The organism is Streptosporangium sp. NPDC049078 (assembly GCF_040648855.1).
Lineage (GTDB): Bacteria > Actinomycetota > Actinomycetes > Streptosporangiales > Streptosporangiaceae > Streptosporangium.
Window position 1 is genome coordinate 88,262 of record NZ_JBEZEL010000016.1, and the last position, 20,516, is coordinate 108,777.

General features: G+C 70.1%; 19 protein-coding genes and 1 tRNA gene. 10 read left to right on the forward strand and 10 right to left on the reverse strand.

Features of this window, described 5'->3' with window-relative positions; translation table 11 throughout:
* Positions 1-262 precede the first annotated feature (262 nt).
* On the forward strand, positions 263-1,219 hold the full coding sequence (locus AB0B90_RS26855) for a threo-3-hydroxy-L-aspartate ammonia-lyase (RefSeq protein ID WP_362925408.1): 957 nt from the start codon (positions 263-265) through the stop codon (positions 1,217-1,219).
* Positions 1,220-1,379: 160 nt separating this feature from the next.
* On the opposite strand, the gene AB0B90_RS26860 is transcribed toward AB0B90_RS26855, so the two are convergent.
* Complete coding sequence (locus tag AB0B90_RS26860) at positions 1,380-2,330, reverse strand: glucosyl-3-phosphoglycerate synthase (protein WP_362925410.1); 951 nt, start codon at positions 2,328-2,330, stop codon at positions 1,380-1,382.
* A 131-nt stretch (positions 2,331-2,461) separates the two neighbouring features.
* Here AB0B90_RS26860 and AB0B90_RS26865 point away from each other — a divergent pair, with 131 nt between their 5' ends.
* Positions 2,462-4,456: a hypothetical protein gene (locus tag AB0B90_RS26865; RefSeq protein WP_362925412.1), complete on the forward strand. Its 1,995-nt coding sequence runs from the start codon at positions 2,462-2,464 to the stop codon at positions 4,454-4,456.
* Between the two features lie 71 nt (positions 4,457-4,527).
* Here AB0B90_RS26865 and AB0B90_RS26870 read toward each other — a convergent pair whose 3' ends face one another.
* Positions 4,528-5,964 (reverse strand): helix-turn-helix domain-containing protein, encoded by a 1,437-nt coding sequence (locus AB0B90_RS26870; RefSeq protein ID WP_350949114.1) that lies wholly within the window; start codon positions 5,962-5,964, stop codon positions 4,528-4,530.
* 441 nt (positions 5,965-6,405) lie between these two features.
* Here AB0B90_RS26870 and aceA point away from each other — a divergent pair, with 441 nt between their 5' ends.
* Positions 6,406-7,698, forward strand: coding sequence for an isocitrate lyase (gene aceA / locus AB0B90_RS26875; RefSeq protein WP_350949099.1), 1,293 nt, complete (start codon positions 6,406-6,408; stop codon positions 7,696-7,698).
* Positions 7,699-7,942: 244 nt separating this feature from the next.
* Here aceA and mihF read toward each other — a convergent pair whose 3' ends face one another.
* A complete protein-coding gene (gene mihF / locus AB0B90_RS26880) occupies positions 7,943-8,251 on the reverse strand; it encodes an integration host factor, actinobacterial type (RefSeq protein WP_329083125.1) in 309 nt (102 codons plus the stop codon).
* A 163-nt stretch (positions 8,252-8,414) separates the two neighbouring features.
* On the opposite strand from mihF, the gene AB0B90_RS26885 reads away from it, so the two are divergent.
* Positions 8,415-8,588 carry a hypothetical protein gene (locus AB0B90_RS26885; RefSeq protein ID WP_350949100.1) on the forward strand — a complete coding sequence of 58 codons (174 nt, stop codon included), beginning with the start codon at positions 8,415-8,417 and terminating at the stop codon, positions 8,586-8,588.
* 392 nt (positions 8,589-8,980) lie between these two features.
* Positions 8,981-9,268, forward strand: a complete 288-nt coding sequence (locus AB0B90_RS26890; RefSeq protein ID WP_030909250.1) for an HU family DNA-binding protein — start codon at positions 8,981-8,983, stop codon at positions 9,266-9,268.
* Positions 9,269-9,498: 230 nt separating this feature from the next.
* Here AB0B90_RS26890 and AB0B90_RS26895 read toward each other — a convergent pair.
* The 5 genes from AB0B90_RS26895 to AB0B90_RS26915 all read right to left on the reverse strand — a co-directional run bounded on the left by AB0B90_RS26895 (position 9,499) and on the right by AB0B90_RS26915 (position 14,549).
* Positions 9,499-9,631: transfer RNA gene (locus AB0B90_RS26895), tRNA-OTHER, on the reverse strand.
* Positions 9,632-9,755: 124 nt separating this feature from the next.
* On the reverse strand, positions 9,756-10,490 hold the full coding sequence (locus AB0B90_RS26900; RefSeq protein ID WP_350949102.1) for a hypothetical protein: 735 nt from the start codon (positions 10,488-10,490) through the stop codon (positions 9,756-9,758).
* Between the two features lie 51 nt (positions 10,491-10,541).
* A complete protein-coding gene (locus AB0B90_RS26905) occupies positions 10,542-11,372 on the reverse strand; it encodes an ATP-binding cassette domain-containing protein (RefSeq protein WP_362925414.1) in 831 nt (276 codons plus the stop codon).
* Positions 11,373-11,456: 84 nt separating this feature from the next.
* The gene (locus AB0B90_RS26910) at positions 11,457-13,124 is read right to left on the reverse strand and encodes a serine/threonine-protein kinase (protein ID WP_362925416.1); all 1,668 of its coding nucleotides are present in this window, start codon (positions 13,122-13,124) and stop codon (positions 11,457-11,459) included.
* Between the two features lie 243 nt (positions 13,125-13,367).
* The gene (locus AB0B90_RS26915) at positions 13,368-14,549 is read right to left on the reverse strand and encodes an alpha/beta hydrolase (RefSeq protein ID WP_362925418.1); all 1,182 of its coding nucleotides are present in this window, start codon (positions 14,547-14,549) and stop codon (positions 13,368-13,370) included.
* Between the two features lie 395 nt (positions 14,550-14,944).
* Here AB0B90_RS26915 and AB0B90_RS26920 point away from each other — a divergent pair, with 395 nt between their 5' ends.
* The 3 genes from AB0B90_RS26920 (at position 14,945) to AB0B90_RS26930 (ending at position 17,278) form a co-directional block, all read left to right on the forward strand.
* Positions 14,945-15,610 carry an ABC-2 family transporter protein gene (locus tag AB0B90_RS26920; protein ID WP_350949115.1) on the forward strand — a complete coding sequence of 222 codons (666 nt, stop codon included), beginning with the start codon at positions 14,945-14,947 and terminating at the stop codon, positions 15,608-15,610.
* Between the two features lie 126 nt (positions 15,611-15,736).
* The gene (locus AB0B90_RS26925) at positions 15,737-16,525 is read left to right on the forward strand and encodes an ABC-2 family transporter protein (RefSeq protein WP_362925420.1); all 789 of its coding nucleotides are present in this window, start codon (positions 15,737-15,739) and stop codon (positions 16,523-16,525) included.
* A gap of 3 nt (positions 16,526-16,528) precedes the next feature.
* On the forward strand, positions 16,529-17,278 hold the full coding sequence (locus AB0B90_RS26930) for an ATP-binding cassette domain-containing protein (protein ID WP_350949107.1): 750 nt from the start codon (positions 16,529-16,531) through the stop codon (positions 17,276-17,278).
* Between the two features lie 227 nt (positions 17,279-17,505).
* On the opposite strand, the gene AB0B90_RS26935 is transcribed toward AB0B90_RS26930, so the two are convergent.
* The gene (locus tag AB0B90_RS26935) at positions 17,506-17,658 is read right to left on the reverse strand and encodes a hypothetical protein (RefSeq protein WP_350949108.1); all 153 of its coding nucleotides are present in this window, start codon (positions 17,656-17,658) and stop codon (positions 17,506-17,508) included.
* Between the two features lie 159 nt (positions 17,659-17,817).
* Between AB0B90_RS26935 and AB0B90_RS26940 the strand changes: the two genes are divergently transcribed.
* Positions 17,818-19,326 (forward strand): HAMP domain-containing sensor histidine kinase, encoded by a 1,509-nt coding sequence (locus tag AB0B90_RS26940; RefSeq protein ID WP_362925423.1) that lies wholly within the window; start codon positions 17,818-17,820, stop codon positions 19,324-19,326.
* A 13-nt stretch (positions 19,327-19,339) separates the two neighbouring features.
* On the opposite strand, the gene AB0B90_RS26945 is transcribed toward AB0B90_RS26940, so the two are convergent.
* Entirely contained in the window at positions 19,340-19,813 is a 474-nt protein-coding gene (locus AB0B90_RS26945) for a hypothetical protein (RefSeq protein WP_350949110.1), read from the reverse strand.
* 103 nt (positions 19,814-19,916) lie between these two features.
* Between AB0B90_RS26945 and AB0B90_RS26950 the strand changes: the two genes are divergently transcribed.
* Positions 19,917-20,468: an MFS transporter gene (locus AB0B90_RS26950; protein ID WP_350949111.1), complete on the forward strand. Its 552-nt coding sequence runs from the start codon at positions 19,917-19,919 to the stop codon at positions 20,466-20,468.
* The last annotated feature ends 48 nt before the right edge of the window (positions 20,469-20,516 follow it).

Below are 20,516 nucleotides of genomic sequence, written 5' to 3' on the forward strand. Positions count from 1 at the left end.
CCCGATGCTAGACCGGACGGCGCGCCGTGTCCTCATCGTCCTCGTCGATTCCGTGCCGCGCCCCCGCGCCCCCACGGCGCCGTCCCAGCCGGCACCGCGCACACCGCCTCACGACACCGCGTACGGGTCGCGTGCCGGGGATCGTCGGACGGCGGCGCCCCCGGTACACCGCCCGCACGACGGGAATGCCAGGCTTCGAGGAGCCGCGCCGACCGAGGAGAGCCAGCCGATGTCCCAGTCATCGACGTCCCCGATGCCCCTTATGTCCCCGACCTACGACGACGTCCTGAGCGCCGCCGACCGCATCGCTCCGCAGGTGCACCGCACCCCCGTGCTGCGCTCACGCCGGATCGACGAGAGCGTCGGCGCCGAAGTGGTGTTCAAGTGCGAGAACTTCCAGCGGATGGGCGCCTTCAAGTTCCGCGGCGCGTTCAACGCGCTGTCACGGTTCACCCCCGAGCAGCGACGCTCCGGCGTGATCACCTACTCCTCGGGCAACCACGCCCAGGCGATCGCCCTGGCCGCCCGGCTGCTCGACATCCCGGCCACGATCATCATGCCGCACGACGCGCCGGCCTCGAAGGTGGCCGCCACCGAGGGGTACGGCGGGGAGATCATCCGCTACGACCGCTACACCGAGCACCGGGAGGAGATCTGCGGCGCGCTCGCCGCCGACCGCGGTCTCACCCTGATCCCGCCGTACGACCACCCCCACGTGATCGCCGGTCAGGGCACCGCCGCCAAGGAGTTGTTCGACGAGGTCGGCGACCTCGACGCGCTCTTCGTCCCCCTGGGCGGCGGCGGGCTGCTCTCCGGCACGGCGCTGTCGGCTCGCGCGCTGTCGCCCGGCTGCGCGCTGTACGGCGTCGAGCCGGAGGCGGGCGACGACGGGCGGCGGTCGCTGCGGCAGGGCTCCATCGTCCAGATCGACACGCCGAAGACCATCGCCGACGGCGCGCAGACCCAGCGGCTCGGCACCCACACGTTCGAGATCATCCGCCGCGAGGTCGACGACATCGTCACCGCCACCGACGCTGATCTCGTCGACGCGATGAAACTCTTCGGATCGGCGATGAAAATCGTCGTCGAGCCCACCGGATGCCTCGGCCTGGCCGCCGTCCGCGACCTCGCCGACCGGCTCGGCGGGAAACGGGTCGGTGTGATCGTCAGCGGGGGCAACGTCGACCTCGACCGCTACGCCTCACTGCTCGCCTCCTGACCGCCACGTCCGGGGCCCGGCCGAAGGGCCGGTTCCCGGGACGGTCTTCGCGGGGCCTCGGGACGAACCGGCCTTCGCCGTGAGAGCCTCCGCCGGGCCGTCAGTACCCTCGCCACCCTCGCCACCCTCGCCACCCTCGCCGTCAGGTCGTACGGCCTGGTCAGCGAAGCGAACGGTAGGCCGGGATCGTCGCCATCGGGGGGCGTTCGGCGACGGCGACGTCCCTGACGCTCACCTGGTGGCCGTCCGCGCCCCGGCGGAACTGGGCCAGGCGGGGAGACGGCCGATGCAGGGAGACCATCATGTTCTGGCGCTCCAGGCGTGACCAGGAGGTCTGCAGGATCTGGGCGGCCATCCCGCCGAGCGCCTCCGTCGACTGGTGGGAGTGCACCCGGCGTCCCAGATCGACCTGGGCCAACGCGTCGAGACCCGCGAGGTCGAGCAGGTCGATCAGCAGGGCGAGCTCCACGCCGTAGCCGGTGACGAACGGGACGCGCTCCAGCACGGACCTGCGCCCGGCGTACTCCCCCGCGAGGGGTTGCACGAACCCGGCCAGCCGTGGCCAGTGCAGGTTGAGCAGGGGGCGCGCGACCAGCTCGGTGACCCGCCCGCCACCGCTCCTCGCGTTCCACAGGGGCCGGTCGTAGCAGCCCTTGACGTAGACCACCGCCGGATCGGCGAGCAGCGGGCCGAGCAACCCGGTCACGAAGGACGTGCGGAACTCGCGCAGATCGGCGTCGACGAAGACCAGCAGGTCGCCGGAGGTCGCGGCGAGGGACTTCCAGAGCGCCTCGCCCTTGCCGTCCAGCGGTTTGAGATCGGGCAGGACCTCGTCCTGGGCGACCACCCTCGCCCCGGCCCGCGCCGCGCGTACCGCGGTCTCGTCGACGGAGCGGGAGTCGATGACCACGAGTTCGTCGACGAGCGGAACGGCCTCCATGAGATCGCGGCGGATCGCCGCGACGATCTCCCCGACCGTCTCCTCCTCGTCGCGGGCGGGCAACACGACACTGATCGTCGTCTCACCCTTGGCTTCCAGCAGCTCCGGCAGCGCCCAGTCACCCGAGGATGAGGTGCGCCCGCGTAGCCATGCCTCGACCTCAGGCAGCACGACCCACCCTTTCCATCACCTCGGCGGTTAGGGGTATCACCCTATGTGGCGCTGATTCCGGACACCTACCGGCTCCCGTCTCCGCCACGCAGGTGGGAAGATCAGTTCAGTCCGGAATGAGGGGGGACGAGATGAACCCGGTAGCCGTGATGCGGGCGGCGCGCGGCGTCCGCGACGAGCTCGACAGCCTGATGGGGGGCGCCTCCGGCGAGCTTCGTGACCGGCTGGATCCGCTGCTCGCCGAGGCGGGCAGCCGGCCCTCCGACCAGCTGGCGGACGCGGTCATCAGGCTCGTCGCCGAGTACGGCCCCGCCTGGGACCGGCTCACCGCGCTGCTGAGCCTGGAGCGGGGCGTCACCCCCGAGCAGGTGATTCCCCTGCTCTCCCGGCGGCCGGGCGCCGAGCCGGGCTCGCCCGGAGGCGGGAGCGGTCTCGGCTTTCCGCCGGGCGGCGCGGGCCCCACCCCGTCCTCCTGGGGCGCGGCGCCCCCGAACGGCACGGACCCCTCCGGCTGGGAGCCGATCGACGCTCCGGCGACCGGTGCCTACACTCCCGCCTGGCTGCTCCCCGACATGGGCGGGCAGAGGCGTCCCGCTCCGGGGTCAGGGCAGACGCCCGGAGAGGATCCGCCACCGTTCCCCGAAGCGCCGCGGACAGCCCCGGAGCCACCGCCCCCGACGCCTCAGGCACCGTCACCGCAGGTCCCCGCGCCGCAGCCTCCGGCGGCATCGTCGACGGCCGCGGCACCGGGTCCCGCGGAGAGCCGGGGCCCCTCGGTTCTCGACCGGCTGACCGGGGCCTTCCGCAGGCGGCGCAAGGAGACACAACCTCCGGCACCGGGGCCCGGCTGGGAGGTGATCCCGCTCATCGAGGCTCCCGCGGAGGTGGTCGCGGGCTGGGGCTCGGAGGTGACGGTCGGCGTCGCCCCAGGCCAGGGGCAGGACGGCACCGCGACACCGCGCGAGCCGATCGACCTGGACATCCAGATCGTCGCCGAGGGCTTCGACGCGCCCGGCGGCCGGCGGGTGCGGCTGCGTGCCGACGAGACGTCACCGTACCCACGGGCCGTGGTCGACCTCGTCGCCCTGGCTCAGGAGGAGCCCGAAGCCGCCCGGCAGATCCAGGTGACCTACTCCGTAGGCGGCCAGGTGGTCGGGTTCGGCCTGCGTGCGGTCACGGTCCACGGTTCGCCCGGCGCCCTCGGTGGACACGAGGCGCTGGAGCCGGTCTCGGGCACCCGCATCCGTCCCGCCCTCGTGGGAGAACCCGCCGACGTCACGGCGATCATCGTCCACGGTGACAGGCCGGGACTGCTGTGGTGGACCTACCAGTCACCGCACTTCGTCACCCCGGACCAGGCCGAGCCCTGCGACCTCGGCACCCGGGCCTCGGAGTTCGGCCGGCAGCTGACCGATCGGGGCCGTCTCTCCGAGGAACTGGGGCGGGAGGTCGGCTCGCGCGTGCCCTGGGGTTTCTGGGAGCTGCTGTACGCGGTGGCCGGCCGGGTCGCGCCGCGCCGCCCGAACGTGCTCATCCTCTCCCAGGAGCCGCACGTGCCCTGGGAGCTGGCCGTGCTCGAGCAGCCGTACGATCCCTCGCTGCCCCCTTACCTGGGCTGCCAGCTGGCGACCGGCCGCTGGCCCCTCGGCGGACGGCGTCCCGAGCTGCCCCCTCCCGTGCACGCGCGGGCCGACCGCGTCGCGGTGGTGTACGGCGAGGCGCAGGCACATCCGCTGGTGACGGAGTACGGCGCCACGCAGGTCTCCCCCGCGCTCGGCGACGTCCTGGGCGCGCTCAGGCAGGGGCCCGACATCGTCCACTTCACGGACGGCGGGTCCGCCTCCGAGGCGCTGGACTACGAGCTGGCGGGGGCCCCGTTCGTCTTCCTGGAGGAGCCGGGGGACGCCCAGGCGTTCCTGCTCGCGGGCGCGAGCGGGGTCGTCGCCCCGCTCTGGCCCGCGGGCGGCGGTCTGGCGCCGGAGTTCTATAGGCGCTGCTTCGCCGGTGAGCCCCCGGCCGAGGTGCTGCGCTCCATGCGCGGGCAGGCCCCCGACAGCGCGGGTGCCTACCGGTTCCACGGCCACCCGTCCCTGACGCTGCGCCGGACGGCCCCGCCCACGGGGTGACCGCCGCCGGCTCGCGACACGGGTACCTGTGGCGGGGATCCTCATCGCGCTCGGAGGGCGCACCGCGCGTCTCAGCCCGCGGCGTGGCGCTCCAGGAACGTGTAGACGTCGGCCTCGTCCACCCCCGGGAAGGATCCGGGGGGCAGCGCGGCCAGGACGTGGGAGTTGCCGCGGGCCGAGGGCCAGGCGTACCCCTCCCAGCGCTGGGTCAGCTCGGCGGGCGGGCGGCGGCAGCACTCGCCGGTGGGGCAGCCCGATCTGGTGCGGGTGGTGGTCTCCCTGCCACGGAACCAGCGCGACTCCCGATAGGGAACGCCGAGGGTGATGGCGAAGTCACGCTCGCGTGAGATGTCGACGTGCGCGAGACAGAAGTAGGTGCCGGTGGGCGAGTCGGAGTACTGGTAGTGGACGGAGAAGCGGTCGGGTGACAGGAAGACCTGGCGCCCCGACCACTGCAGGCACATGCGCTGGCCTTCGATCGCGCCCTGCTCGTCGGCGGGAAAGACGATGCCGTCGTTCTCGTACGCCTTGTAGATGATCCCGTCGGCGTTGTTGCGGACGAAGTGGCAGACCAGGTCGAGGAAATTGGTGGCCAGGTTGGTGAAGCGGTGCGCGGCCATCTCGTAGGAGACGGCGAACACGTCGCGCAGGTCCTCCACGCTCAGCGCGCGGTCCTTCTTCGCCTCCCGCAGGTACGGCACGGCGGCGGCCTCGGGCACCAGGACGGCGGCGGCGAAGTAGTTGGCCTCGGTTCGCTGGCGCAGGAAGTCGGCGAAGTCGCGGGGCCTGTGGTGGCCGAGGGAGAGATGACCGAGGGTCTGCAGCAGGATCGTGCGCGGGGTGTGCATGCCGACCTGTTCGTGCTTGACGTAGATGCGCCGGTTGCGCAGGTCGGAGATGGAACGCACGGTGCGCGGCAGGTCCTGGACCGTCTGGACGGTGTAGCCGAAGTGGCTGACCAGCGCCTGGACGGTGCTCTGCGACAGCGCGCCCGAGCGGTAGCCGACCGCGGCGAGCGCCTCGGCGGCGGCCTGCTCGATCTCCGCGAAGTAGTTGCCCTGCTCACGCTGCTTGCGGCGGAGTTCGGCGTTGGCCGCGCGGGCCTCCTCGGGGGTGGCGGTCCCCCTGGCCTGGCGTGAACGCAGTTCCTCGTAGAGGCCGAGGATGTGTTCGAGCACGTCGTTGGGGACCCGGGCGGAGATCTTCAGCCTGGCCAGGCCGAGCCCGGCGTACAGGGGGTCGCGCTGCGCCTCCTCCAGCGCCATCTCCAGCTGGGCCCGCCGGTTGGGTGCCTGCCTGCGGAGCAGTTCCTCGACCGGCACGTTGAGCGCGGCGGCCAGCGACTTCAGCAGCGACAGCTTCGGCTCGCGCTTGCCGTTCTCCAGCAGGGAGAGCTGGCTGGGCGCGCGGCTCACGCGTTCGCCCAGGTCGGAAAGGGTGAGGCCACGCTGTTTCCGCAGGTGTCTCAGCCGCTGGCCGAACGCGATGAGATCGAGCTCCTGCGTCAAGGAAAGCGGTTCTTCACCGACCAAAGATGCCATGACCCGATGCTAAACGAAATTTCCGAGGAAATTTCGCCCCCGGCAGGTCGCGGAGCGGGCATCGCCGCACCCGCGCCCGGAGCCGCCGGAGTCGCCCCTCGCATCGACGCCACCCGGAGTCGCGACCGTCAAGCCCTCGCCACGGCCAGGAACCGGCGACCGCGATCACCGGGTCCCGGCGCCGGAGCTCGCACGCGTCCCCGGTGGAGGGCATGCGCACACCCGATCCCGGCACAAGAATTGGTCTAGTCCATAGAGAAAACTATTAACTTCTTCTCCCCTGAATACCAGCGAGTATTGATCTGAGGAGAATAATTTCTAGTTTTTCGTCCGACTCGACCTTGTTTGACCGTTTCGTCGGAGCACACACTCGAAGTAGGCCACCCAGGGGACGAAAAGGAGTCACCGATGAACGATCGCCTCAAGGGAGCCGCAGACGAGCTGCGGCACGAATGGGAGACCAGCCCTCGCTGGAAGGGGACCGAGCGGACCTACACGGCCGAGGACGTGGTTCGACTCCGAGGTTCCGTCCAGGAGGAGCACACCCTCGCCCGGCTCGGCGCCGAGCGGCTGTGGGACCTGCTGAACAGCGAAGAGTACGTGCACGCCCTGGGCGCGCTCACCGGCAACCAGGCCGTGCAACAGGTCAAGGCCGGGCTCAAGGCCATCTACCTGTCCGGCTGGCAGGTCGCCGCCGACGCCAACCTCGGCGGCCAGACCTACCCCGACCAGAGCCTCTACCCGGCCAACTCGGTCCCCGCCGTCGTGCGGCGTATCAACAACGCGCTGCTGCGCGCCGACCAGATCACCTGGTCGGAGGGCGACCGGGACGCGCCGCACTGGCTCGCGCCGATCGTGGCCGACGCCGAGGCCGGCTTCGGAGGCGTGCTGAACGCCTTCGAGCTGATGAAGGGCATGATCGCCGCGGGTGCCGCCGGGGTGCACTGGGAGGACCAGCTCGCCTCGGAGAAGAAGTGCGGCCACCTCGGCGGCAAGGTGCTCGTCCCCACCGGCCAGCACATCAAGACCCTCAGCGCCGCCCGCCTCGCGGCGGACGTGCTGGGCGTGCCGACCCTGATCATCGCGCGGACCGACGCTCAGGCCGCGACCCTGCTCACCACCGACGTCGACCCCCGCGACCAGGCGTTCACCACCGGCGACCGCACCGCGGAAGGCTTCTACCGGGTCCGTAACGGCGTGGGCGCCTGCATCGCCCGCGGCCTGGCCTACGCGCCCCACTCCGACCTGCTCTGGATGGAGACCTCCACCCCCGACCTGGACGTGGCCCGCGAGTTCGCCGAGGCGATCAAGGCCGAGTACCCCGACCAGATGCTGTCCTACAACTGCTCGCCCTCGTTCAACTGGAAGAAGCACCTGGACGACTCCACCATCGCCAAGTTCCAGCGGGAACTCGGTCACATGGGCTACAAGTTCCAGTTCATCACGCTGGCGGGCTTCCACTCACTGAACCACTCGATGTTCGACCTCGCCCGAGGGTACGCCGAGGAGGGCATGACCTCCTACGTCGAACTCCAGGAGGCCGAGTTCGCCTCCGAGACACGCGGCTACACCGCCACCCGCCATCAGCGCGAGGTCGGCACCGGATACTTCGACCTGGTCAGCACGGCCATCGCGCCGGACTCCTCCACCACGGCCCTGAAGGGATCGACGGAGGAGCAGCAGTTCGCAGAGGCTCACTGACTCTCCGGACCGAGCTCGCCGGCGACCTCCAGGGCATGGGAGGTCCCCCGAGACGGGCTCGACGACCAGGTCGTCGATCGATCGGAGGGCCCCGCCGCACGGACTTCCCCCGAGTCCGTGCGGCGGGGCCCTCCCGTCTTCCCGCCCGTCCCACGTCCGCGACCTGGGGTATCCCGTTCGGCCGCCCGCCGTTCCCGGGAGTCCTCCTCACGGGAACGGCGGGCGGCGGCGGGTCGGGGACATCTCAGCGGCCGACGGCCTCGATCAGCTTGCGGCGCTGCTGGGTACCGAGACCTCCCAGCCGACGCGCCTCGTCCACGTCGGCCTGCTCCATCAGCTGCGCGGCCTTGACCGTTCCGACCCCGGGCAGGGCGCGAAGGGCCTGGGACACCTTGATGCGCTTGGCGATGTCGTCCTCACGGCCAAGCAGTTGCTCCAGGCTGAGCGCGCCGTTCTTGACCTCGGCGAGAAGCTTGGCGCGAGCTGTGCGGGTCTCGGCGGCCTTGACCAGGGCGGCCTGACGCTGTTCGGGGGTGAGCTTGGGCAAAGCCATGGTGTTTTCTCCCTGATGACGGTAATTCCAGGGTCCTGCTACCCAAAGCCACCCGGTTAATCATCGGAGGACATACAGATAGATCCCCGATATACGTACTGCGCATCACGATATGCCTGTTTGGTTACCCCGCTCTTACCTGGTTCTCCGTAGCCTCGGGCTCATGGGTATCTGGCGAAGCCCTCAGGGCATCGAGGTTGAGGCGATCGTGGTCCACGACGGCCCCTGCCTGTTGGTCAGCCGCCGGATCGACGGACGGCGGGTCCTCGTGGCGTACTGCATGAGCATCCGCGAGGTCGGAGAGCACGTCGACCTGGCGGAGCTGGTTCCGGCGTAGACGGATCCCCGCGCATGCCGGCGATCGAAGTCGGATCAGGTTCGAGTCTTGTTCGGTACGCCTGTCAACTTCCGAGACCACTGGGACGTCAAGTAGTCAGGGAGGCTCGATGGATGTTCTGATCGGCCTCGTTGACGAAGATCTCCTCCTGGAGCTCATCCTCGTCGAGGCACTGCACACGGAGGCGGAACGGCTGGCCGCCCAGCCCGAACGCTGAACGAGGACGGGTGCCCGCCTGAAACGGCGGGCACCCGCGCGGCGAGCGGGGCAACAGGGCGCAGGGGCGTTACCTTCGTGGCCCGGTTCACCGGGGAGGCATCCCGCTCCCCCGACCGGTGCGAGTGGGGAACGGGGCTCGATTCACCCGGTGGTGATGGCGTTAACTGTTCCCTATGAACAAGCGCGAGCTGATCGAGAAGGCCGCCGCCGAGGCCGGGCTCACCCGGAGGCAGACGGCCGCGGCTCTCGACGCGATCCTGGGGACGATCCAGACGGCCGTGGCGGCCGAGGACAAGGTGGCGATTCCCGGGTTCGGGTCCTTCGAGATCGTCCACAAGCCCGCACGGACCGGACGCAACCCGCAGACCGGGGAGCCGCTGGAGATCGCGGAGACCTGGACGGCGAAGTTCAAGCCCAGCCCGGGGTTCATGGGCCTGATCCGCCAGCGCAAGAAGGACTGACCTTCCCGCGACCCTACGCACCGACCGGCCTCCTCGTGCCCGCGCAGACCGTCCGGGGCCTCACCCGAGACGTGGGCGGAGCCGAGGGCGACATCGGGAAGACGGCGGCCCCCGGGGAAGTATCCATTCCCCGAGGGCCTGGAGTGCCGCCATGTCGGGGCACCGGCACGTTTAAGGACCCGGGTCACTCATGATGAGGTCGCACTCTGCCGTTAAGTTATGGGCGCACGTGGAGCACCCAGCGGGATTCGAACCCGCACTCGACCTCGTCGCCCGCATCCGTTCGATCCGGCGCCCGGCGGCGAATGCTGAATCTGGAGCGAGAGTCTGAGCGTGAGCGGCTGCCTCTACCAGTTGGGCCATCCCGGCTCGACGGTGCCGGGAGAGGGACTCGAACCCCCACTGTGACCGCGTGTCAGTCTGACGGTTCAGTTTCAGCTTTCGCGCTTTCGCGCATCCCCGTGCTCCAACGGGGAGTCCTGTGATCTTACCCGAGAACGTAGCCCAGCACCTTCTCGCCGACGCGCTGGTAGGTGATCTCGGTGCCGTTCGCCTCCTCACGGGCGAACTTCACCGCGTTCTGCAGCCTGCCGACCCGCTCCAGGAGCTCGTTCACCCGCTTCTGGGGCACGGCTCCCGAGAAGGTGACCTTGGTCCAGAAGCCGACGACGATGTCCTCGTGGTAGACCTCTACCTGGGCCGGATGCTTGTCGGTCGCCTCCGCCTTGACGTGGTTGCGGGGCACCTTCTTGGTACGGGTCGTCTTGACCGGCTCGGTCCGCCAGCAGTCGGTCGACTGGTCCAGCGTCCACGCCTCGGCGGCGTCCAGGACGGGCAGCTTGGCGATGAAGGTGTGCAGGTCGACCAGCTGCTTCTCCAGGAACAGCAGGTAGGTGACGGGCACGTCCTCCAGGAGGGTGGAGCCGTCGACCTTGATGTCGGCCCTCGCCGAGCAGTTGGCCCAGTCCTTGGTGGCGGTGACGTCGAACAGCCGGGTGAGCGCGGCGCCCACCTGCTTGAGCAGATCCTCGCCCTGCACCTGCACCCGGGTCGACTCCGGGGGCAGCTGCTCGCCCTCGTCGTCGATGGGCTGGTAGGTCCGTGAGAGACCCGACAGCAGGGCGTTCTTCTGGATCGTGTGGTAAGCGTCGGTCACCTTGCGCTGGGTGTCGGACTTGACGCCCTTCTCCACGGCGAGGATCTGGTTCAACTTGGTCGCCATGGGTGACACCGTAGCGGGAAGATCACCCACATAACACCGCTTTTCCGCAGATCACCCCGCGCGGTACCCGCCGCGGACCGCGCGGGCGGCCCAGCGACCGTCGAAGTGGTCGACGCGCAGCGGACGCCCGAAGCACTCGGAAAGGTTCTCCGCGGTCAGGATCTTCGCCACCGGACCGCCCACCTGGACGCGGGCGTCGCGCATCAGCAGGGCGTGGGTCGTGGTGGCCGGGACCTCCTCCAGGTGGTGGGTGACGGTGACCGTGGTCAGCGCCGGGCGGACCTCCGCCAGATCCTCCACCGCGGTGATCAGATCCTCGCGGGCGGGCAGGTCCAGCCCGGCGAACGGCTCGTCGAGCAGCAGGATCACCGGCTCGGACATCAGCGCCCTGGCGACGCGGACGCGGGCGCGCTCCCCCTGGGAACAGACACGGAAAGGCCGGTCCGCGAGATCCTTGCAGCCCAGGTCGGCGAGCAGGTGATGGGCGCGCTCGTGCTCGGCGGGGCCGTAGCGGTCCCAGAGCGGGGCACTGGTCCCGGTGTGGCCGGTCAGCACGACGGTGTGGGCGGTGGCCCCCTCCTCCTCCAGCAGTTCCTCGTCGACGAGCCGCTGGCTGGCCGCGACGAGACCGATGTGGCGGCGCAGCTCGCGAAGGTCGACCCGGCCCAGCCGCTGGCCGAGCACGGTGACGGCCCCCTCGGTGGGGTGGCGCACGGCGGCGGCCAACGAGAGCAGCGTGGTCTTTCCCGCCCCGTTGGGGCCGAGCACCACCCAGTGCTCTCCGTATCCGACCCGCCAGTCGATGCCTTCCAGCAGGGTACGGCCGACCACCCGGACCCCGACGCCGCTCAACTCCACCGCACCGGACACAGGCCCGCCCATCGGTATCCCCCTCCGCGTCGATTCGCGGCGCTCACTTTAACCGATGCGTCGATACCTTCCCGTCCGTCGCCCGCGAAGCGGGTCTCAGCCCATCTGTATGGACGGGCCCGGGGTGGGGTGCGGGGTGATGGTCGTCCCCGAGGGGGCGGGGACGGTGGGGGTCGGGCTCTCACCGTCGCCCGTCTGCGGGATCTGGGTGAAGGAGGGCTTGGTGCCGCCCGAGGGCCTGGGATCGTCCGAGGCCGTCGGGCAGTCCCTCACCCTGCCCTTGCCCCTGGCGGTCGTGTCCGCGCAGTCGCGCGGGTCGTCGCCGTCGTCGGGCGAGTCGCCGGAGCCACCGGGGCCGCGCGGGCGTTCTGGCGCCGGTTCCCGCCGTCCGTCGCCGCCGTCGTAGCTCGTGGTGGGCGGTGAGACGGTCCTGGTGGTGGTGATCTCCACAGTGGAGGGGGTGGTCGGCGTCCGGTCCCGCGGCGTGCCGGGGGGCGGACGGGTGGCGGCGTGGAAGATGGAGGCCGTGGGAGTGCCCTCGGCGGGGAGAACCAGCGGCACCGACTCGGGGACATCGAAGCCGCCGTCCGAACCGGAACCGCCGCCACCGGTCGCCGCGGCCACGGTGACCGCCGCCATGGAGACCGTGGCGAGCGCCGCGAAGCCGGCCTGCGACAGGTGCGCACCCTTGCGCGCGGCCCTGCGGGCCCTCTTGCCGGAGATCTCCACCGGGATCGAGGGCTCGTCATGCGTACGGACGGGCGGGGAGGACCGGGCGAACGCGTGCGACAGACGCGACGACGGCGACTGCGGTGATGGCGGGGCCTCAAACGATGGCGGGGCCTCAAGCCGCACCCTCCCGGCTCCCGGGGTGCGGGGCATCGGTGTCCAGATCTCCGCCAGCACCTCCGCGACCGCCTCGCGCAGGTCCCAGGGATCGCCCACGCCGCCCGCGGCGAGCAGCGCTCCGAGCAGGTCGGCCGCACCGGGTCGTTCCGCGGGGTTCTTGGCCAGGGACGCCTCGACGGCCGGGCGCAGCAGGGCGGGAACCGAGGCCACCCTCGGCGGCTCGACCAGGATGCGCCGGGTCAGCGTGTCCGCCTCCCCCGCGCCGAAGGGGTGGTGGCCGCCGGCGGCGTAGGCGATCAGGCAGCCCCAGGCGAAGACGTCGGAGGCGGGCATCGCGAGCCCTCCGGTGAGCCGTTCGGGGGCGACCCAGCCTGGGCTGCCCATGACCTGCCCGGCCTGCGTGTGCGCGGCGAGCACGTCGACGTCCCTCGCGATACCGAAGTCGATCACCCGGGGACCGGTGTCCGACAGCAGCACGTTGCCGGGCTTGAGGTCGCGGTGGACCAGCCCCGCCTCGTGCACCGCCACCAGCGCGGCGGCCACCCCCAGGGCGACACCGTACGCCAGATCGGGGGTGAGGGGGCCGTACGCGGAGACCACCTGGGAGAGCGCGGGGCCGGGAACGTACTCCGACACCAGGTAGGGACGGTTCCCGTCGATGCCGTCCTCGATCACCGCGGCGGTACAGAAAGGCACCACTCTTCGGGAGAATCGCACTTCTTCCGCGAAACGGGCGCGGAGCGTGGCATCGTTGAGATGCACCGGATGCGGCGTCTTGAGCGCCACCACCCCGCCCTGCGGATGCTCGGCCAGATAGACGATGCCCATCCCACCCACCCCGAGGCGGCCGAGCAGAAGGTAGCGGCCGATGCCGATCGGGTCTCCGACGGTCAGCGGACGCACACCGGTCGGCATGCCGTTTCCAGGACCTGCTCCCCCACGTGCCATCCTCGTTGAGCCTCTCGTGCGCGGGCTACCGGCAAGCACACTGTGGCGGGATTCGAGCGTCCTTCGCCCCCGACCGGCCAGAAGGGGTATGAGAGGTAAGGCGAATGATCCCTCAGGGTAAGAAATCCGTGGTGTGCGGGATGCCCTTGGGACGTGGTGGAACGGTGTGACCAGCGCGGAAGGCCCGCGGCCTGTCGCGGGCGCCGCGTCTCAGGCGGCGGCGGATCCGGGGCGTCCGGGACGTCCGGGACGCCCCGGAGGCACTGCTCGCTTGCGGAGCGCCGGAGCGGTGTCCTCGGGAGTGAGATCCGGCACGGAAAGGTCGGGAACGGAAAGCCCCGACGGGAGAAGGTCCGGCACGGAGAGATCCGAAGCGGTCAGGTCCGACGCGGTGAGGTCCGGCATCGCGCGCCTCCGCTTCGAGCCGTCATGGACGGGCGGGAGGTCCTGGGCCGCGGCGAGGAAGCGGGCGATGTGCGGATACACCTCGCGGGCCTCGGGGACGACGTCGGCGAGGATGGGGAAGACGTGCGGCATGCGGGGCCACTCCTCGTACGTGACCGGCACCCCCGCGGTGCGGGCCCGCTCGGCCACGCGGCGGCCCTCGTCGCGCAGGACCTCGGTGGAGCCGGTGACGACCATCAGCGGGGGCAGGCCGGTGTAGTCGCCGAGGACCGGGGAGAGCAGGGGGTCGTGGGGGTCGAGGCCCGCGGTCCAGCGGCGGGCGAGCCAGTCGACGCGACCGGCCGGGATCATCGGGTCGAGCAGCCGGTTGACCCTGCGGGGCGCGCCGGTGAGATCCGCCCACGGGGAGAGGCACACGGCGGCGGACGGCAGCGGCATCTCCCGGTCTCGGAGCGCCAGGAGCGTGGCGAGGGTGAGGTGACCTCCGGCGGAATCCCCGCCGAAGACGACGTCGGCGGGGTCGTACCCGTTCTCCAGGAGACACTGGTAGGCGGCGATCGCGTCCTCAAGGGCCTCGGCCGGCCGGTGGACGGGCCCCTGGCGGTAGTCGACCGCCAGTACCGGGCGCCGGGTCGCGGCCGCCAGGCGCCAGGTGATCGGCCGGTGGGTCACCGGGGAGCAGGCGAAGTAGCCTCCGCCGTGGAAGTAGAGCAGGACCTTGTCCTCGTCGAGTTCCTCCCCGGCGCGTACCCACTCACCCGGGCACGGTCCCGCCTCGTCGGGGGTGACGGTGACGTGGACGGGCAGGCGGAACGGCACCCTGCCCGCCAGCGCGACGATGCGGGAGGCCGCGGCGAAGCCGACGTCGTTCCTCAGCAGCAGGTCGGAGATGGGCTTGAAGGTGCCACGCATGATCACGTTAAGGGCTGCGGCCTGCCAGCTGAAGGGATAGGCCGGACTGACGTCCATATCGATCTCATCGTGCATGGGGGACCTCCAAAAAAGGACATTCCCCCCAGAATGGGCTTCTATCGGCGATTGAACATATCGAGAAGATTACAACTATGTATCACGCAGGTACAAGTCACTCTAAAGACACACCTGAGCACCGAAAGTAACCATCCTCGAACTCCTGCTCAGGCCGTCCCGGCGACCGGCCTCCCGCCGCGTTCCACCTGGGGGCGCCGCCGAAAACCCGTTGCCCCTCCCCGGAGCCCCCAAAGAGGATAGGAGGGTTGTCCTGACACCTTCGGGAGGCAGCCTTCCTGCTCTACGCGCGCATCGCCGGATACGGCTTCCGCCGCCACTCCACCTACCGCGCCGCCGCCGTCGCCGGAGCCTTCACCAACACCATCTTCGGCATCCTCCGCGCCTATGTCCTGATCGCCCTCTGGCAGGCCCGTCCCGGCCTCGCCGGATACGACCTCGCCGACGCCGTCACCTTCTGCTTCCTCAGCCAGGCCTTCATCGGCCCCATGCAGGTGTTCGGCGGCGGCCTGGAGCTTTCCGAGCGCGTGCGAAGCGGGGACGTCGCCCTCGACCTGCTCCGCCCCGCGTCCCTGCAGATGTGGAGCCTCGCCGACGACCTCGGCCGGGCCGCCTACCTCCTCCTCGTACGAAGCCTGCCGCCCACGGCCGTCGGCGCCGCGCTGTTCGGCTTCGTCGTGCCGGTCGACCCGCTGACCTGGCTGTCCTTCGCGGCCGGCCTCGTCCTCGCGGTGATCGTCAGCTTCACCCTGCGCTACCTGGTCGCACTGTCCTCTTGCTGGGTCATCGACGACCGGGGCGTGCAGACGATGTCGCTCGTGATGACCCTCTTCTTCAGCGGCATGGTCCTGCCCCTCAACCTCTTCCCCGGCTGGCTCGGCACCCTGGCCGAGGCGCTCCCCTGGTCGGCCATGGTCCAGGTCCCCGCCGACATCTACCTCGGCAAGCGCGACGTCCTGGAGGCCCTGGGGTTCCAGGCCGCCTGGGCGGTGGCGCTGCTGGCCCTGGGCGCCCTGGCCACGAACGCGGCCCGCAGGAAGGTCGTGATCCAGGGTGGGTGACGAAGGCGGCGGGAACACCGGAGACTCCAGGGACCCCGGGGGCGACGGTGACAACGGGCCCGCCGCGCGGGAGACGGCCGAAAAGAGCGGGCGACGCCACGGGAAGACGGCCACGGGAGGCACCCGATGGTGAGGACGTACCTCATGCTGGCCTGGACCTGGCTGAGAGCCTCGGCACAGTACCCGGGATCGTTGATCATGATGATGCTGGGCTCGTTCGCGGTCAACGCGCTGGACGTGGCGGCGATCTGGGTGATCTTCGAGCACACCGAGTCGCTCGGCGGCTTCGAACCGGCCGAGGTGATGTTCCTGTACGGCACCGCCGGCCTGTCCTTCGCCCTGGCCGACATGCTCTTCGGCAACGTCGACCGGCTCAGCCAGCACATCAGGAGCGGCGACTTCGACACCATGCTGATCCGCCCGGCGAGCGCGTTCACGCAGATGGCCGTCGACCGCTTCGGGGTACACCGCTTCGGCAGGGTGACCCAGGCCGCCGTCGTGCTCGCCATCGCCCTGCCCCAGCTCGGCCTCTCCTGGAGCAGGACCTGGATGATCCCACTGATGGTCGTGTGCGGGCTCGTCATCTTCGCCGCGATCTTCACGCTCGGCGGGGCCATGCAGTTCCTGCTCACCGACGCCCCCGAGGTGGCCAACGCCTTCACCTACGGAGGCGGCACCCTCACCCAGTACCCCCTGAGCATCTACGGCTCCGAACTCGTCAAAGGAGTCACCTTCGTCGTGCCGCTGGCGTTCGTGAACTGGCAGCCCGCCCTTTTCGTACTCGACCGCGACGATCCCCTCGGCCTGCCGTACTGGCTCCGTTTCGCCTCGCCCCTGGCGGCCGTCGCCCTGACCACCGTTGCCGCCCTCGCCTGGCGTGCGGGCATCCGCCGCTACCGTTCGACGGGAAGTTGACACATGATCGAAGTTGACCGGGTCGGCCGCTCGTTCACCGTGGGCCGCCGCAGGACCAGGAAGACACTGCACGCCGTACGGGATCTGTCGTTCACCGTGGAGCCCGGGGAGTTCGTCGGCTACCTCGGCCCCAACGGCGCGGGCAAGTCCACCACCATCAAGATGCTCACCGGCATCCTGGCCCCGACCTCGGGCAGCATCCGGGTGGCCGGGCTCGATCCGACCCGCCGCCGTACGGCACTGGCGCGCAGAATCGGAGTGGTGTTCGGCCAGCGGACGACCCTGTGGTGGGACCTGCCGCTGCGGGACAGTTTTGAACTGATCCGGTACCTTTACAAAGTAGATCAACCGGATTTCCGCAGGCGACTGGCCGAGCTGACCGAACTCCTCGGCCTCGCCGACTTCATGACCACCCCGGTCCGCCAGCTCAGCCTCGGCCAGCGCATGCGCGGCGACATCACCGCGGCCCTCCTGCACGACCCCGCCGTGCTGGTGCTCGACGAGCCCACGATCGGCCTGGACGTGGTCAGCAAGGCCGCCATGCGCGACTTCCTCCGGCGCCTCAACGCCGACCGGGGCACCACCGTCCTGCTGACCACCCACGACATGGGCGACATCGAGAAGCTCTGCCGCCGCGTGATGCTGATCGACCACGGCAGCCTGGCCTTCGACGGCACCCTCGACGACCTGCGCGCCACCGCCCCCGAAGGGGGGTCCATGGAGGAGGTGGTCGCCCGCCTCTACTCCGGCTGATCCTCTTGAGCCCGGGAAAGGCCGGCACCGGCTTTCAGGGGGCCGCGACGCCCACCACGAATCCCGACCACAGCGAAAGTGATGTTTATCACATTTTGGGCGATCGTCGCGAACCGCGGACACTACCTCGGTGCGCACTTGAAGCCACCTTGACCCGAATGATCTCTCCCATACATAAACCCGGCCTTCGGGAAGCGCCATCCTTCTCTCTACGCCACCGAAACCCCCTACACATAGCCGCGAACGCCATCGGGAAGATGTAGGTAAAACACGACTGAAAAAGGTCGGGTGATCGCCGCCACAGGCAAGCCGATCATCATGGATGATCTACCAAAAGTGGCCTTGAGCAGGAGATTCGTCAAGGCGGGGAAAGCTTTCATGGAGTAATGCTGTCACCTTGTCAAATAGATTCTGACATACCGTAATGCTATGGACAGCGACAAGTTCCTAGGTGGGTTCCTGTGCGCCCGGCGTGAACTCATCGCCCTTGAACAAGCGGGCCTCCCGCCATCAGGCGGCCTCTCCGCGCCGGAGTCGTCATGAAGGACATGAAGGGGCCGCGACTGCGCTCGATCCAGGCGCGATACACGATCGTCACGACGATGGTGCTCCTCGTCATCCTCGCCGTGGTGGGAGCGAGCATCGACATGGCGATCCGCTACCGGCTCCAGGACGACGCCTTCGGCAACGCCGAGCAGGTCGCGAGCCAGTGGAGCGCTATGGCGAGGCTCGGCACCCTTCCCGATCCGATCCCCGGCTCGGCTCCGGTCGATCTCGTCCAGGTGGTGAACGCCAACGGCGTGGTCGTCAACTCCAGCACGGGAGCGATGGGCATGGCGCCGATGAGCTCCTTCCGCCCTCCGTCCGACGACCGGTTCCAGCAGCTGACCGAGGGCTCCCTCATGGTCGTGGCCTTCCGGGTCTCCGCCGCGGCCGACTCACCCGTCGTCTACGCGGGCCTCAGGGAGCCGGCGATCCTGTACAAGAACCACCTGGAGTACTTCATCAGCGCGGGTCTCCTCGTTCTCCTCGCCCTGGCGTCCTGGATGACCTGGTGTGTCGTGGGCCGGACGCTACGGCCGGTCGCGGCGATACGCGGGCGGATGTCCGAGATCACGGTGAGCGACCTGAGCCTGCGGGTGCCCGTCCCGCCGGGCGAGGACGAGATCGCGCTGCTCGCCCGCACCGCCAACCAGACCCTGGCTCGGCTGGAGGAGGCCGTGGAACAACAGCGCCGTTTCGCCTCCACCGCCTCCCACGAGCTCAGGACCCCGATCACCGGGCTGCGCGTGCAACTGGAGGAGGCGCTGCTCTATCCCGACGACACCGATCCTCGCGACACCATCCGGAGCGCGCTCACGACCAGCGGCCGGCTGGAGGCGATCGTGAACGACCTGCTGCAGCTGGCCAGGCTGCGCGCCGCCGCCCCCGCGCCGCGGGAGCCGATCGATCTCGGCGCCCTCGTGAAGGAGGAGGCGACCCAGGGCACCGGGATGCCGATACGAGTCCAGGCGTCCGACGGGGTGTGGGTCCGCGGCTCCCGGATCCAGCTGATCCGGGTGGTGGGCAACCTGCTGAGCAACGCGCGGCGGCACGCCGACAGTCGCGTCGAGGTCTTCGTCGGCTCCGAGGACGGCAAGGCCGTCGTGGCCGTGGTCGACGACGGCGCCGGCATCGCGCCCGCCGATCGCGAGCGCGTCTTCGAACGCTTCACCCGCCTGGACGACGGGCGTCTGCGCGACTCCGGCGGCAGCGGGCTCGGCCTCGCCATCTCCCGCGACATCGCCCACGCCCATCGGGGAACCCTGCTGATCGAGGACTCGCCACGAGGAGCGAGGTTCGTCCTGCGGCTACCGCTGTCGGACGCGCAGCCGAGCGGGAACGGTTCGCAGGCCACGTTCGACGACACCTCGAAGGCACCACCGCCCGCCGGGAACGCCACCGGCGAGAAGAGCCCAGACGAGGAGAGCACCTCCGAGAAGAACGACGGCGCGGAGGGCCGCTGCGCGGAGAACCCGGTCAGCCCGGCCGGGCACCACCGGCGGTGACAGAGGGTCACGCTCATCGGACTTCTTCGTAGTCCTCCTCGTACTCCTCGTCGTCCCGGAACCGCGGTGCCCAGCGGGAGGGCATCAGCACCGGCAGGAAAAGCAGGATGCCGAGGAGTGCGTAGACGCCGCTGGTCAGCAACAGGCCCATGCCGCGACCGGCCTGCAGGAGCACCTCGTGGAAGGTCGGATCGTCCGGGACCAGGCCCATGGCACGCCTGACGTCCAGGGCGTAGACCACGGTCCAGGCGAGCAGGACGATCGACGGGACGAAGGCCGCCATCGGGGAGACACGACCGGCGACCACCAGTCCGACCAGGAGACCGATCCCGGCCATCACCCCGAGGGCGATCCAGGTCCTCGAACCGCTCTCCGCCGAGGGAACAGCCGCCAGGCTCGCCCCCGCCTCCTGCACGGCCCAGCCCGCACCGAAGAGGAGAACGGCCGACACGACCAGTCCGACCAACACCCCAGCGACGTGCCGCATCGCCATCACCTCGGCTCGAAGGAGCTCTCACGGTCGCGGCAACCATAGCGACAAAAACCTTAAAACGGCAGACGCCCCGGAACGTGAGAATATGTGGGTCACCATGCGCGCTCGCCTCCCATTACGCCTCCTGCGCGCGGCCGCCTTCTCGGCCGTCTGCCTGGCACTCGCCGTCCTCGGCCACGTGGCCGCGGGCGGTTCGGTGCCGGGGCCGTGGGCGGTGACCGCGGCGGGCGCGTCGGTCACCGCGATGGCCACGCTGCTCGCGGGACGGGAGCGGTCGGCGGTGGCGATCGGTGCCGGGCTCGCCACCCTGCAGCTGTCGCTGCACGAGGTGTTCGCCCTCGGTGACGCCACGGGGATCTCGCTTCCGCATCCGCACGTCAGAGGGTTGGGCGAGAGCCTCGGCATGCTTGTCGCGCACCTCACCGCGACCCTCGTCACCGGCTGGTGGCTGGCCCGCGGCGAGAGTGCCCTGTGGGCGCTGCTCCGTTCGGCCGGCCGGCGTCTCGGCGCCATGTTCCCGCTGCTGCGGCCCCCGGCGGCCGTCGCCGCTCCGCCACGTCCCGCGTACGCCTCGGTCACGCCCGTTCTCCCGCGTGCCGTCCTCCGTCACTTCGTCAGCCGGCGCGGTCCTCCACTTCCCGCCGCCTGACTCGACCAAGGAAAACCCCAACCCCCGAATTTTCGAAGTGGAGAACCT

Coding starts and splice junctions, on each gene's coding strand:
- AB0B90_RS26885 (WP_350949100.1), top strand. CDS start 8,415: ATGGGTATCTGGCGAAGCCCTCAGGGCATCGAGGTTGAGGCGATCGTG.
- AB0B90_RS26855 (WP_362925408.1), top strand. CDS start 263: ATGTCCCCGACCTACGACGACGTCCTGAGCGCCGCCGACCGCATCGCT.
- AB0B90_RS26865 (WP_362925412.1), top strand. CDS start 2,462: ATGAACCCGGTAGCCGTGATGCGGGCGGCGCGCGGCGTCCGCGACGAG.
- AB0B90_RS26905 (WP_362925414.1), bottom strand. CDS start 11,372: ATGGGCGGGCCTGTGTCCGGTGCGGTGGAGTTGAGCGGCGTCGGGGTC.
- AB0B90_RS26935 (WP_350949108.1), bottom strand. CDS start 17,658: ATGAAAGCTTTCCCCGCCTTGACGAATCTCCTGCTCAAGGCCACTTTT.
- AB0B90_RS26930 (WP_350949107.1), top strand. CDS start 16,529: ATGATCGAAGTTGACCGGGTCGGCCGCTCGTTCACCGTGGGCCGCCGC.
- mihF (WP_329083125.1), bottom strand. CDS start 8,251: ATGGCTTTGCCCAAGCTCACCCCCGAACAGCGTCAGGCCGCCCTGGTC.
- AB0B90_RS26940 (WP_362925423.1), top strand. CDS start 17,818: ATGAAGGACATGAAGGGGCCGCGACTGCGCTCGATCCAGGCGCGATAC.
- AB0B90_RS26910 (WP_362925416.1), bottom strand. CDS start 13,124: ATGCCGACCGGTGTGCGTCCGCTGACCGTCGGAGACCCGATCGGCATC.
- AB0B90_RS26950 (WP_350949111.1), top strand. CDS start 19,917: ATGCGCGCTCGCCTCCCATTACGCCTCCTGCGCGCGGCCGCCTTCTCG.
- AB0B90_RS26915 (WP_362925418.1), bottom strand. CDS start 14,549: ATGCACGATGAGATCGATATGGACGTCAGTCCGGCCTATCCCTTCAGC.
- AB0B90_RS26925 (WP_362925420.1), top strand. CDS start 15,737: ATGGTGAGGACGTACCTCATGCTGGCCTGGACCTGGCTGAGAGCCTCG.
- AB0B90_RS26900 (WP_350949102.1), bottom strand. CDS start 10,490: ATGGCGACCAAGTTGAACCAGATCCTCGCCGTGGAGAAGGGCGTCAAG.
- AB0B90_RS26890 (WP_030909250.1), top strand. CDS start 8,981: ATGAACAAGCGCGAGCTGATCGAGAAGGCCGCCGCCGAGGCCGGGCTC.
- AB0B90_RS26945 (WP_350949110.1), bottom strand. CDS start 19,813: ATGCGGCACGTCGCTGGGGTGTTGGTCGGACTGGTCGTGTCGGCCGTT.
- aceA (WP_350949099.1), top strand. CDS start 6,406: ATGAACGATCGCCTCAAGGGAGCCGCAGACGAGCTGCGGCACGAATGG.